Source organism: Bacillus sp. GW823-FHT06B01 (assembly GCF_058952315.1).
On record NZ_JBXAHR010000002.1, the window covers coordinates 803,181 to 817,122 of the forward strand.

At 34.7% G+C, this 13,942-nt stretch carries 11 protein-coding genes; 6 read left to right on the forward strand and 5 right to left on the reverse strand.

Annotated elements, in window-relative coordinates; translation table 11 throughout:
* Nucleotides 1-10: 10 nt before the first annotated feature.
* The gene (locus AC1Q8N_RS11345) at nucleotides 11-1,111 is read right to left on the reverse strand and encodes an ABC transporter ATP-binding protein (protein WP_098076533.1); all 1,101 of its coding nucleotides are present in this window, start codon (nucleotides 1,109-1,111) and stop codon (nucleotides 11-13) included.
* Between the two features lie 262 nt (nucleotides 1,112-1,373).
* Here AC1Q8N_RS11345 and malL point away from each other — a divergent pair, with 262 nt between their 5' ends.
* Nucleotides 1,374-3,050 carry an oligo-1,6-glucosidase gene (malL, locus tag AC1Q8N_RS11350; protein ID WP_098076530.1) on the forward strand — a complete coding sequence of 559 codons (1,677 nt, stop codon included), beginning with the start codon at nucleotides 1,374-1,376 and terminating at the stop codon, nucleotides 3,048-3,050.
* 40 nt (nucleotides 3,051-3,090) lie between these two features.
* On the opposite strand, the gene AC1Q8N_RS11355 is transcribed toward malL, so the two are convergent.
* Nucleotides 3,091-4,851: an alpha-glycosidase gene (locus AC1Q8N_RS11355; RefSeq protein ID WP_493521185.1), complete on the reverse strand. Its 1,761-nt coding sequence runs from the start codon at nucleotides 4,849-4,851 to the stop codon at nucleotides 3,091-3,093.
* A 324-nt stretch (nucleotides 4,852-5,175) separates the two neighbouring features.
* Between AC1Q8N_RS11355 and AC1Q8N_RS11360 the strand changes: the two genes are divergently transcribed.
* From AC1Q8N_RS11360 to malR, 4 genes are all read left to right on the forward strand, one after another.
* Complete coding sequence (locus AC1Q8N_RS11360; protein ID WP_000709925.1) at nucleotides 5,176-6,435, forward strand: extracellular solute-binding protein; 1,260 nt, start codon at nucleotides 5,176-5,178, stop codon at nucleotides 6,433-6,435.
* A gap of 64 nt (nucleotides 6,436-6,499) precedes the next feature.
* Nucleotides 6,500-7,801, forward strand: coding sequence for a maltosaccharide ABC transporter permease MalC (gene malC / locus AC1Q8N_RS11365; RefSeq protein ID WP_001194989.1), 1,302 nt, complete (start codon nucleotides 6,500-6,502; stop codon nucleotides 7,799-7,801).
* Nucleotides 7,802-8,644: a maltosaccharide ABC transporter permease MalD gene (malD, locus tag AC1Q8N_RS11370; RefSeq protein WP_001022607.1), complete on the forward strand. Its 843-nt coding sequence runs from the start codon at nucleotides 7,802-7,804 to the stop codon at nucleotides 8,642-8,644. It abuts the gene before it with no gap.
* Nucleotides 8,645-8,927: 283 nt separating this feature from the next.
* Entirely contained in the window at nucleotides 8,928-9,959 is a 1,032-nt protein-coding gene (gene malR, locus AC1Q8N_RS11375; protein ID WP_048546170.1) for a maltose operon transcriptional repressor MalR, read from the forward strand.
* Between the two features lie 4 nt (nucleotides 9,960-9,963).
* Here the strand turns inward: malR and AC1Q8N_RS11380 are convergent, their stop codons facing one another.
* Nucleotides 9,964-11,127 (reverse strand): aminotransferase A, encoded by a 1,164-nt coding sequence (locus AC1Q8N_RS11380; protein ID WP_000434595.1) that lies wholly within the window; start codon nucleotides 11,125-11,127, stop codon nucleotides 9,964-9,966.
* Between the two features lie 123 nt (nucleotides 11,128-11,250).
* A complete protein-coding gene (locus AC1Q8N_RS11385) occupies nucleotides 11,251-11,451 on the reverse strand; it encodes a hypothetical protein (protein WP_000929285.1) in 201 nt (66 codons plus the stop codon).
* 309 nt (nucleotides 11,452-11,760) lie between these two features.
* Here AC1Q8N_RS11385 and kinB point away from each other — a divergent pair, with 309 nt between their 5' ends.
* Nucleotides 11,761-13,035 (forward strand): sporulation sensor histidine kinase KinB, encoded by a 1,275-nt coding sequence (gene kinB / locus AC1Q8N_RS11390; RefSeq protein WP_098076521.1) that lies wholly within the window; start codon nucleotides 11,761-11,763, stop codon nucleotides 13,033-13,035.
* Between the two features lie 52 nt (nucleotides 13,036-13,087).
* On the opposite strand, the gene AC1Q8N_RS11395 is transcribed toward kinB, so the two are convergent.
* Nucleotides 13,088-13,837, reverse strand: a complete 750-nt coding sequence (locus AC1Q8N_RS11395; RefSeq protein WP_000387495.1) for a DUF3967 domain-containing protein — start codon at nucleotides 13,835-13,837, stop codon at nucleotides 13,088-13,090.
* Nucleotides 13,838-13,942 lie beyond the last annotated feature (105 nt).

The following is a 13,942-nucleotide window of genomic DNA, read 5'->3' on the forward strand; positions in this document are numbered from 1 at the left end:
AAATTATTTTTTAACGAATACGTTGTTCAGTTTGACTATCAAAGAAATGCGCTTTATTCATATCAAATGCTAGTTTAATTGGATCTCCAGGTGAAAATGTATGTCTTGCATCAACACGTGCTGCAAAATCTTGATCTCCAAGTTTCATATATAAAATAGATTCAGCACCTAGTAACTCAGCAACTTCGATTTTTGTTGTGAAGGCAGTAGATTGTGAAGCTTCTAAAAATAATAGTTCATCATGAATGTCTTCAGGACGAATACCTAAAATAATGTCCTTATTTACATAGCCTTGTTCACGTAACATCTTCATTTTTCCTTCAGTTACTTTGACTTTTAATGAATTATCTATAACGAAATCGGTTTCAGTCAATTTACCACGGAAGAAATTCATTGCTGGAGAGCCAATAAATCCACCAACGAAAATATTTTCAGGTGTCTCATATACTTCTTTTGGAGTTCCGATTTGTTGAATTTTTCCGTCTTTCATAACAACGAGACGTGAAGCCATTGTCATTGCTTCTGTTTGATCATGTGTTACGTAAATTGTTGTCGTTCCAAGACGGTGATGTAATTTAGAAATTTCTGAGCGCATTGCAACACGTAATTTAGCGTCTAAGTTGGATAAAGGCTCATCCATTAAGAATACTTTCGCGTCTCGAACAATCGCTCTCCCTAACGCAACACGTTGACGTTGTCCACCAGACAACGCTTTCGGTTTTCTATCTAAATATTGTTCCAGTCCTAAAATTTTTGCTGCATCTTTCACACGACGATCGATTTCATCTTTTGGTATTTTTCTAAGTTTTAATCCAAATGCCATATTATCATACACACTCATATGTGGATATAAAGCATAGTTTTGGAAGACCATTGCGATATCGCGATCTTTTGGAGGGACATCATTCATTAGCTTACCATCAATTGAAAACTCTCCTTTTGAAATATCCTCAAGTCCAGCCACCATTCGTAATGTTGTAGATTTTCCGCATCCAGAAGGACCGACAAATACGATAAACTCTTTATCTTGAATGTGTAAATTAAAATCTGTTACAGCTGTTACATTATTATCATATATTTTATAAATGTTTTCTAATTTCAATTCTGCCATGGTATTGCCCCCTAGAAAAAATTATGCAAACGTTTTCTTTGAGTTCATTATAAACTAATAGATTCAAAAAATAAACAAAAAAATAAAACGTTTTCATTTATTAGAGGGATATTAGTAATTTGCGTATGTTTTCTTAGAAAAATAAGAATAAAATTTGTAAGCGCTATTTTAAATTTAGATAGAATCTGTTATCATTCATTAATGAAAACGTTTGCGCCTTAAAAAAGAGAAAATCGAATTATTAATGAAATGGGGTAGCATAATGGAAAAACAGTGGTGGAAAGAAAGTGTAGTATATCAAATTTATCCTCGTAGCTTTATGGATAGTAACGGTGATGGTATTGGGGATCTTCGTGGGATTATTTCAAAGCTAGATTACTTAAAAGAATTAGGGGTTGATGTCATTTGGTTATCACCGGTCTATGAATCTCCAAATGATGATAATGGTTATGATATAAGTGATTATTGTAAAATTATGAATGAGTTCGGAACGATGGAAGATTGGGATGAGCTATTACATGAAATGCATGAACGTAATATGAAACTTATGATGGACTTAGTTGTTAACCATACTTCTGATGAACATAATTGGTTTATTGAATCACGTAAATCAAAAGATAATAAATATAGAGATTACTATATATGGCGTCCTGGAAAAGAAGGAAAAGAGCCGAACAACTGGGGAGCAGCTTTTAGTGGATCTGCATGGAAATATGATGAAATGACAGATGAATATTATTTACATCTGTTTTCTAAAAAACAGCCAGATTTAAATTGGGATAATGAAAAGGTAAGACAAGATGTTTATGAAATGATGAAGTTTTGGTTAGAAAAAGGAATTGATGGCTTCCGTATGGATGTTATTAATTTTATTTCTAAAGAAGAGGGATTACCAGCTGTTGAAACTGAAGAAGAGGGGTATGTTTCAGGTCATAAGCATTTTATGAATGGTCCAAACATTCATAAATATTTACATGAAATGAATGAAGAAGTATTATCTCATTATGATATTATGACGGTTGGTGAAATGCCTGGTGTAACGACAGAAGAAGCGAAAATGTATACTGGGGAAGAACGAAAAGAACTGCAGATGGTATTCCAATTTGAACATATGGATTTAGATTCGGGAGAAGGCGGAAAATGGGATGTAAAACCATGCTCACTCCTTACTTTAAAAGAGAATTTAACGAAGTGGCAAAAAGCATTAGAGCATACAGGGTGGAATAGCCTGTATTGGAATAACCATGATCAGCCACGCGTTGTATCTCGTTTTGGTAATGATGGAATGTATCGCATTGAATCTGCGAAAATGTTAGCGACGGTGCTTCATATGATGAAAGGAACACCATATATTTATCAAGGAGAAGAAATCGGAATGACGAACGTTCGATTTGAATCGATTGATGAATATCGAGATATTGAAACATTAAATATGTATAAGGAAAAAGTGATAGAGCACGGTGAAGATATAGATAAAGTAATGCAGTCTATTTATATAAAAGGCCGAGATAATGCTAGAACACCGATGCAGTGGGATGATAAAGATCATGCTGGATTCACAACAGGTGAGCCTTGGATTACGGTAAACCCTAATTACAAAGAAATCAATGTGAAACAAGCGATCCAAAATAAAGATTCAATTTTTTATTACTATAAAAAATTAATTGACCTACGCAAAAATAATGAAATAGTTGTGTACGGATCATATGATTTAATATTAGATAATAATCCTTCTATTTTTGCATACGTAAGAACATATGAAGAAGAAAAACTTCTTGTTATTGCAAACTTTACGGCGGAAGAATGTGTATTTGAATTGCCTAAGGACATTAGTTATAGTGAATTAAAGTTATTAATACACAATTACGACGTAGAGAGTGGATCGATAGATAACATTGTATTACGTCCATATGAAGCGATGGTATTTAAATTAAAATAAGAAAAATCCTTATGCCACACCTTGGCATAAGGATTTTTTATTACCATTTTAAGATTGAGAATCCATATGGAGGAAGTGTAACTTGTAATACACTTGCTTCCGCTGAAAATTCTTCGTTTGTATAAATGTTAATAATTTTCTTTCCAGTAACATGGAGAGGGAGTGAAGCTGTAACATCACTGTTAGTCGGATTTAAAACGAAAAAGATAGTTTCATCTTCATATGTTTTCGTATAAGAAATATAATTATGTTCATCATTTGCTTCGATGAATTGGAAAGTACCATGTCCTCCAAATGCTTTATATTGCTTTCGTAATGAAATTAATGTTTGTATATGTGTAAATAATAGATGATCTTGTTCTTTCGTATCCCAAACCATACATTTGCGACAATCTGGGTCCATACCACCGTCCATACCAATTTCGTCTCCATAATAAATACAAGGAGAGCCGATGAAGGAAAGATGGAATACATAAAGTAACTGTAACTTATTTTTATCTCCGTTACATGTTGTCAATATTCTTGGTGTATCATGACTGTCTAATAAATGAAACGCTGCTTCATTTACATTCATAGAGTAGGAATGTAGAGATTCTGTAATTTGTTTCATAAATTCATTTGCTTTAATGGAATCATTAGCAAAGTAAGACAGTAGAGCGTTTGTAACAGGGTAGCTCATTACAGCATCAAATTGATCTCCTTGTAGCCATGGAAGTGCATCGTGCCAAATTTCTCCTAAAATATATACTTCAGGATTTAATGCCTTTATCTCACTTCGGAATTCTCTCCAAAAGCTGTGGTCTACTTCATTTGCTACATCAAGGCGCCAACCGTCTATATTGAATTCTCTTACCCAATAACGCCCTACTTCAAGTAAGTATTCTTTTACATCTGGGTGTGCTGTATTTAATTTAGGCATATACGGTGTAAACGCGAAAGTATCATAATTCGGGAGTGGCTCCGTTACAATTGGAAATTCATGAATATGGAACCACTCTTTATAAGCAGACTTCTCACCGTTTTCTAGTACGTCTTGGAATTTATCGAAAAAGTATCCACTATGATTAAACACGGCATCGAGCATTACTTTTATACCGTGTGTATGACATGCCTGAACGAGTTCTTTGAACGTTTCTTTCGTCCCGAATTGCGGATCGATTTCCATGTAGTCAATTGTGTCATATTTATGGTTTGAATGTGCTTTGAAAATAGGTGTGAAGTATATTCCCGAAATTCCAAGCTTAACAAGGTAATCGAGGTTTTGAATAATACCAGCAAAATCTCCGCCGAAAAAATTAGTTGGAGTTGGCTCAGCGCTTCCCCAAGGAAGAGTGTTTTCTGGATTTAGTGCACGATCTCCATTAGCGAACCGTTCTGGGAAAATTTGATACCAAACGGTGTCTTTAATCCAAGTAGGTGCTTGAAACACATCATTTGCATGAATAAATGGCAAACAGAAAAAGTTACCAACGTCATCATTTGGAATACTGGAAAAAAATCCTCGCTCTGCATAAATAAGCGTTTCTGTATCATTTTTTAATTCGAATCCATAACGTAAGCGCTTAAATTTAGGCTCGATGGAAATGGACCAATAATCAAACAATGCAGTAGAACCAGTTTTTTTCATCGATGTGCTTGATGTAATCCACTTCCCGTCTTTCCAATCATAAGGATCACCATAAATAAGAGTGGCATTTTGAACATCGTCTCTTTTCGTATGTATTCGGATGTGAATTGTTTTTTCATCGTAAGCGTAAGCGTAATTATCTTTTGGCCTATGATAAATGGCTTCTTTAAGCATATAGAAAATCCCCCTTTAATATCTCCATGCATATTGTTCCCTTAAGTATAATAATAAAGCATATGTTGCAAACGATTGCCTTTCTGTTAGCTTTAATATTGCTTATAAGAGTAGTATTCATTACATATAAAGTCAATGTATAAAGAGAATAATGATATTATTTTTTAAATTAATATTTGCAAAATGAATAAAAGAATGTATAATGATAGACAAATAGCGCAAACGTTTTCATAGATTGAGATATTGTTTGTGCTTCTATTAAACCATTTAATGCAAACGTTTTCAATTAGTAAGGTACATATACAATTTAGGGAGGTTTTTGGGATGAAGAAAGCATTATCATTATTAACGGTTTCAGCATTATCAATTGGTATGTTATCTGCATGTGGACCGAAAGATTCAGGGAAGAAAGAAGAAAGTAAAGCGAAGAAAGATTACGACCTTCTCGTTTGGGAAGATGATAAAAAAGGTGTTGGTTTAGAACCAGCAGTGAAAAGTTTTGAGGAAAAATATAAAGTAAAAGTAAAAGTCGTTGAAATGCAAATGACAGATCAAGTGAAGAAGTTACGCCTTGATGGACCAGCGGGGACGGGACCAGATGTTGTAACATTGCCACATGATCAAATTGGAAACGCAGTAACAGAAGGTTTACTTTCTGAAGTGAAAGCTGATGATGCTGTGAAGAGCAGATTTACTGAATCATCAATAGAAGCACAGACATATAACGGGAAATTATATGGTTTACCAAAAGCAATTGAGACACCAGTCTTTATTTACAATAAAAAATTAATGCCAAAAGCACCAGAAACGATGGACGAGCTGTTTAACTTCTCAAAAGAATTTACGAAGGATGGCAAGTATGGATTTTTAACACTAGGAGATAACTTCTACTTTGCTAATGCATTCATGGCAGGTATGGGTGGTTATGTGTTTGGTGAAAAAGATGGAAAGCCAAATGCAAGTGATGTTGGATTAAATAATAGTGGGGCAGTACAAGGTGCTGAATATCTTCAAAAATGGTACAAAGAAAAGTTATTCCCGAAAGGTATTATCGGTGAATCGGGTGGACCTGCTGCTGATGGACTATTTAACGAAGGAAAAGCAGCATCTATCATGAATGGTCCATGGGCGTTCCAAGCAATGGAAAAGAACGGAATTGATTATGGCGTTGCTCCAATGCCGAAATTACCAAACGGTCAACCAATGAAAACATTTGTTGGGGTTAAAGGGTGGCATGTAACAAGTTTCTCTAAACAAAATGATTTAGCTACAAAGTTCACTGAATGGGTAACAAATGAAGAGAACGCAAAAATTCGATTTGAGAAAACAAAAGAAATTCCTCCAGTAAAAGCAGTAATGGAAGATCCAATCATTAAAGATAATGAAGCTGCAAAAGCAGTTGCAACACAATCTGAAAATGGAATTCCAATGCCGAACATTCCAGAAATGCAAGAAGTATGGAAACCAGCTGGAGATGCGCTTCAATTAGTTGTTACGGAAAAAGAGGCACCAAAAGCAGCACTTGACAATGCAGTGAAGCAAATTAAAGGTAATATTGAGGCAAATCATAGTAAGAAAAAATAAGGTGAAATTCGTGCCTCTCATATGAGGGGCACGAATTCTCTCCCAGAAAAAAGGGGGAAGGAACATGCAAACATCTATGGAACCAGCAAATGGTTTAAACGGTTCAAAGCATAGGAAAATGGCAACCATGTTATCTATCATTCCAGGCGTGGGCCAAATGTATAATAAGCAATTTGTAAAAGGGCTTATTTTTCTAGTATTAACAGGTTCATTTATTGTAGCCTTTGCTGATTTATTAAATATGGGATTATGGGGAATTGTAACGCTAGGTACAGAAGTTCCACGTGATCATTCTGTCTTTCTATTAGTAGAAGGAATCTTGGCACTCATCGTCATCGTTTTTGGACTCGGAATATATGCATTTAATTTATATGATGCATACCAAAACGGGAAGAAACGTGATATAGGAACACCTTTAAACTCTGTAAAAGAGCAATACCGTAATTTACTAGATCAAGGTTTTCCATATTTAATGGTTTCACCAGGTTTTCTATTACTTATCTTTGTAGTTGTATTTCCAATCATCTTCGTAATTTTAATTGGATTTACGAATTATGATTTATACCACTCTCCTCCAGCTAAATTAGTAGATTGGGTGGGCTTCAAAAACTTTATTGATATCTTTACATTACCGATGTGGAGAGAGACATTTTTAAGCGTATTTTCTTGGACTGTCATTTGGACATTCGTTGCAACGACATTACAAGTTGCGCTTGGTATTTTCTTAGCGATTATCGTAAATCAGCCTGGTATTAAAGGGAAGGCAATTATTCGAACAATCTTCATTTTACCGTGGGCGGTTCCAGCATTCGTATCTATTCTTGTTTTCTCTGGTATGTTTAATGAGACATTTGGAGCAATTAACAATCAAGTATTAGCTTTATTTGGAATTGAAAAGATTGCTTGGATGACAGATCCATTTTGGGCAAAAATTGCTTTAATTATGATTCAAACGTGGCTTGGATTCCCGTTCGTCTTTGCAATGACAACAGGTATACTGCAATCGATTCCAGGGGAGTTATATGAAGCTGCTACAGTAGATGGAGCTACAGCTTGGCAACAGTTTCGTAAAATTACATTGCCACTTGTTCTATATGCAACAGCACCAATATTAATTACACAATATACGTTTAACTTTAATAACTTTAGTATCATCTATCTATTTAACGGCGGAGGTCCTGCTGTAGCTGGACAAGACGCAGGTGGAACAGATATTTTAATTTCATGGATTTATAAGTTAACGATGACTTCGGCGCAGTACGGGAAAGCGGCAGCTCTTACAATGATCTTATCGTTAATCGTTATTACAGTTGCGTTATGGCAATTTAAGAGAACAAAATCATTCCAAGAAGAGGATATGATGTAAATGAATATTAAAAGACAAAAGATGTTACGTCTCTCATTAAGTTATCTCGTTATTTTCGTAATGTGTGCCATCATTTTCTATCCATTATTATGGATTATTGGCTCATCGTTTAATCCGGGTGATAGTTTATCTGGATCAAGTATTATTCCGCAAAATGCAACGTTAGATCATTATCGTAAGTTATTAGATTTAGAGAATAGTAATTATTTACTATGGTATAAAAACACATTAAAAGTAAGTGTTATAACGATGATTTTCTCAGTGTTAGCAATTAGTTTTACTGCTTATGCATTTTCAAGATACCGTTTTGTTGGAAGAAAAAATGGTTTATTAACATTTTTAATTCTGCAAATGATTCCAAACTTTGCGGCGCTAATCGCTCTATACGTATTAGCACAGTTAACAGGGTTAATCGATACGCACCTTGCATTAATTTTAATTTATGTAGGCGGGGCAATTCCAATGAATACATGGCTTATGAAAGGATATTTTGATACGATTCCGAAAGAATTGGATGAGTCAGCTCGTATGGATGGGGCAGGACATTTCCGTATTTTTTGGCAAATCATTATGCCACTTGCAAAGCCAATCGTAGCGGTTGTGGCGTTATTCACTTTCATCGGTCCATTTACAGATTTCATTTTAGCGAGTGTTATTTTGCGCACACCAGAAAATTATACGTTAGCAGTTGGGTTATATGAAATGGTAGCGAAGAAATTTGGTAATGAATTCACAACGTTCGCAGCGGGTTCAGTATTGATTGCAATCCCAATTTCAATTTTATTCCTATCATTACAAAAATACTTTATATCTGGTTTAACTGCTGGAGGTACGAAAGGATGAAAAATGGGACATTATGTCCCATTTTTCTTTTCATCTCCCTATAAAAAGCTTTATAGGGAGATGAAAAGAGATTTGACATCACATATGAAAAGAAGTGAAATAAATAGTATATTATAGTATAGGAAAAAAGAGCTATATCCCTTACAATACATGGAGAGGGAGAATATGATAGGTATTACAAGATAGAATCAATGAAAGTTTATGATTGCTCCTATTACTTGCAACGGGTGCAAGATTAAAATATATAACAAAATGGCAGAGAAGTGAGAGGAGGGGGATTTTTATGACAGTTACAATTAAAGATGTGGCGAAGAAGGCGAATGTAGCACCATCTACCGTTTCTCGTGTAATTGCTGATAATCCAAGTATAAGTGAAAAAACAAAGCGTCGTGTTCGGAAAGTAATGAGTGAACTAGGGTATCATCCCAATTTAAACGCAAGAAACCTAGCTAACCAAACAACAAAAACACTTGGTCTTGTTATGCCAAGTTCTGCAAGTAAAGCTTTTCAAAATCCGTTTTTCCCAGAAGTTATAAGAGGGATTAGTTCATTTGCACATGTGGAAGGGTATGCGCTTTATATGTCGACAGGTGAGACGGAAGATGAAATTTTTAATGGTGTTGTAAAGATGGTACAGGGGCGCCAAATTGGTGGCATTATTCTTTTATATTCAAGAGAGAATGATCGGATTATTCAATATTTGCATAAACAAAATTTCCCGTTTGTTTTAATTGGGAAACCGTATGATCGAAAAGATGAAATTACATATGTAGATAATGACAATTATACAGCTGCAAGAGAAGTAGCAGAATATTTGATTTCATTAGGTCATAAACAAATCGCGTTCATCGGCGGTGGATCAGATTTACTTGTAACGAGAGATCGTTTGGCTGGTATGAGTGATGCTTTAAAATTAGCGGACATTGTATTACCAAAAGAGTATATTTTACATTTTGATTTTTCGAGGGAAAGTGGTCAACAAGCCGTTGAGGAGTTAATGGGACTACAGCAACCACCGACAGCAATTGTGGCAACTGATGATTTAATTGGACTTGGTGTGTTAAGTGCTCTTTCTAAAAAAGGATTCGTTGTACCAAAGGATGTTTCCATTATAAGCTTTAACAATGCTTTATTATCAGAAATTGCGAGTCCGCCACTTTCGACAGTTGATGTGAATATTTATCAACTAGGATATGAGGCAGCAAAAGCTTTAGTGGATAAAGTAGAGAATGCAGAGTCTACTGCAAAGTGTATTATTATTCCTCATAAATTACTAAAGCGCCAAACTTGCGATCATTATGCAACAAAAAGCTAAGAGTTTAACTCTTAGCTTTTTGTTGTAGAAAGGCCTCTAATCGATCACAGCCTTCTTTTAAAGTTTCAATACTATACGCATAGGACAAGCGAAGATAGCCTTCACCATATTCAGAAAATGCAGTTCCAGGAACGACAGCTAGTCCAGCTTCTTTGACAAGGTCAAGTGCAAAATCAAATGATGAAGATGTTAAATGACCAACATATGGGAATAAGTAAAATGCACCTGTTGGCTTTTCAACTGTTAAGCCCATTTGAATGAGTCGATTATATACATAATCGCGGCGTTTCTTGTATTGATGACGCATCATTTTTGGTGCATCTTTAGCAGCTGTTAATGCTTCAATTGCAGCATATTGAGCGATTGAAGTAGCACACGTTACGTTATATTGATGAACTTTTAGTATATGTCCTGCTAAATAGCTTGGTGCGAATAATAGACCGATACGCCAGCCAGTCATAGAATGAGATTTTGATAAACCGTTAATGACGATAGTCTTTTCACGCATTTCTGGGAAATGAGCGATAGATGTATGCTTTTGTTCATATACAAGTTCGCTATAAATTTCATCAGAAAGGACGAAAATATTTTTATCTTTTAAAACAGTTACAATATCCTGTAATTCTTCTTTTGATAAAGTTACACCAGTTGGATTAGAAGGATACGGCAGTACGACGCATCTTGTTTTTTCTGTAATAGCATTTTCTAGCGCTTCGGCTGTTAAACGGAAGCCAGTTTCACGAACATCGATAAAAATAGGTGTAGCACCGCATAATCGAATAATTGGTTCGTATCCTGGATAAATAGGGGCAGGTAAAATAACTTCTGTTCCTGGCTCTAAAATCGTTCGGAATGCAATATCAATTGCTTCACTAGCACCGATTGTAACGATGGTTTCGTTTTCAGGTGAATACTGTAAATCGTAGTTATCTTTTACAAAGTTACAAGCTGCCTTGCGTAATTCTAGTAAACCAGCGTTATGTGTATAGCTTGTATAATTTTCTGTAATAGCCCGTTTTGCCGCTTCTTTTACGAGAGAAGGCGTAGGGAAATCGGGTTGTCCAATTGTTAAAGAGATAAGATTATCATAGTTTTGAATCATGTTAGAGAATTGACGGATTCCAGAAATTTGGATGTCTTTCACTCTAGGATTAATGAATTGTTCCATTGTATCTCCCTTTCTTCCGTTTGAAAATTAAGTTCATTTTAACATATTTTCTATGATTTCGCTTGCGTATATGTTATGTAGAAAGAGAGGGGTAATAGAAAAAAAGCCGCTGTAAGCGACTTTTTAATATCCGTACTCCCAATCTATTTCATCTTCATTCCAAAGTACAGAGGATACTTTGCCAAGGTGAACAACTGATTCATTCACAGCACATGTGCAATTTTCTTCTCCGGTTTTATGCTGTAACTCTTCATATACTGATTTTTCAACATTTTCTAGAACGACCAAATTTTCTTCTTTTAAAACAAGCGTAGTACCCGCCATATTTATCTTCCTCCTACTAAAATAATGATCACTTATTTGTAAACATAGATAGTATGGATTATATGCTGTATTTTGCTATAGTTGTCCGTCTCATGAAGTATTTTTTATTTTCTTTGTAATCCGTATTCATTGTATACTGTCAGGCAGAAATTTGGTACAGGGTTTACATTCATTTCGAAAATCTGTAACAATTATTATGTGCTGTTAACAAAGAATTAACAAATTCGTTAAGAAAATTCAAAATTTTAAAACAAATAAACCCGTAAAATGATATAATCATATCAAAATACATATAGGGGATGAGAGGCTATGGAGATGATCCGTGATTTAATGATCCAAATTGCCATCATTATTTTGCCACTATTTTTATATGAAGCGATTCGTTTAAATCGTTATCAAGAAATGCCTCCGAAGCCGAACCGCTACTTTATTATGTTTTTATCCAGCATTACACTCATTCTCTCCATGACATACTCTATTTGTTTTGGTGACATTTGTGGGTATAATTTTCACCCAATCCCGATTGTTAGTGGTTTTTTATATGGTGGAATTGTTGGTTTAATTCCGGCCGTTATTTTTGTTGCATATGAATGGGCGCTAAAGGGAATGAGCCTTCTTCCGGTAATAGAAGTAATATTTCTATTGATAGTTCCATTATTTTTATCAAAGAAATGGTCTCTATTTTCAAGGGATAAGAAGTTAATTTTAGCATTTATGATTTCATCACTATACGTACTTGTTTCTTTAGTGATTGGTATGATTAACGTTCTGTTAGAAACGGGGTTTACACCACACATTTCACACTTATATAGCGGATATATATTTGCTTCGCTTATTATGGTTATGACTATGGTATTTCAAGTGTACTTAACAGAATATTTAAACGAAAATGCAATATTACGTACAGAGATGCAAAAGTCAGAAAAGCTTAATATTGTAAGTGAGTTGGCAGCAAGTGTTGCACATGAGGTTCGAAATCCGCTCACTGTTGTTCGTGGTTTTATTCAATTGTTAGAAAGTACGGAAGATGTGAAGAATAAGGATTATATGCGTCTCGTATTAGCCGAATTGGATCGGGCAGAACAAATTATTTCAGATTATTTGAATTTAGCAAGGCCGCAAATTGAGAAAAAAGAACACATTTGCTTATCCGCTCAATTAATTGAAATGACAACTCTTATGTCATCATTTGCAGCGATGCAAGGTGTATATTTGCAAGTTGAGATTTCTGAAAGTCTTTATACGATCGGTGATAAGACGAAATTGAAGCAAGCTATTATGAATGTTGTTAAAAATGGTATTGAAGCAATCCAAGGAAATAAAGGATATTTAAAAGTAACGGCTATGCAAAAAGATGAAACGATAGTAATAAGAGTTAAAGATAGTGGTGTTGGAATGACGAAAGAACAGTTAGTAAGACTGGGACAACCGTATTATTCTTTAAAAGAAAAAGGGACAGGATTAGGACTTATGGTAACATTTAGTATTTTACAAGCGCATAATGGTACGCTGGAATATAAAAGCGAAAGTGGGAAAGGAACTGAAGCGATTATTATATTGCCAGCTGTAAGAAATAAGGAATAAAAGTTACCGATGGAAGGTAACTTTTTATTTTATATAGGAAAAAAATATTATTTTATTCAGATGTTTTTTCTTGTTTTGATCGGCTAAATAAACTTCTAAATGATTGAAAAAAACTTTGTTCTTTCGAAGCTGCGACTAATCTTTTTGTTTCTTGAATTTCGCGAATCACTTGCATAAGTTGTGCATCCCGGTTGCTGTCTTTATTATAAATTTGATTTACGAGTTTATTCATTTTTTCCTCTTGCTTGGATTCTCGTTTATACATATGATTCATTAATAAGTCCATCTTTTCTTTTTGCAGGGCATCTGTTTGAGCGGCATGATCTACTAACTCTTGTAGCATTTTTTCTTGAGAGCCTTCTTTTACATAAACTTGTTGCATCAATTCATCTAGCTTTTCATCTTTTAAACGATTTTGGGTAATAAGGGTAGAATTTTGATGAATAATTGCTTCATTTAATTGAGCGAGCATTTCAAGTTTTAACATGAACTCCTCAAAGTTACGCCCATCTTCTTTTTCTTTCGTTTGTATTTCTTGCTTATCTTGTATAGCGGGTACAGGCGGGGCCTCTTTTTCTTTTAAAATAATAGGTATCGTTTCTGAAATATCTTCTTGCAGTTTAGCAGCTCTTTCATGTATAGATTTCAATAGTTTTAAATCATCCAGTTTATAAATACGAGCATCAGCTGTTTTTGAAATGATATAACCATGTTCCTCTAACAGTTGGCTATATTTACGGACTATATGTTTTGGGATGCCTGTTTTATTCGTGACATCTTTCGTTTTATAGATAGCTTCCATGTTATTTCCTCCCCAAAAAGTATCGTATATATCATTTCAATCTTTTATGAGGACTTCCTTTAAAAAAGAATGTCGGAAGGTTATTAGTTTTCTACAGCATTAGTG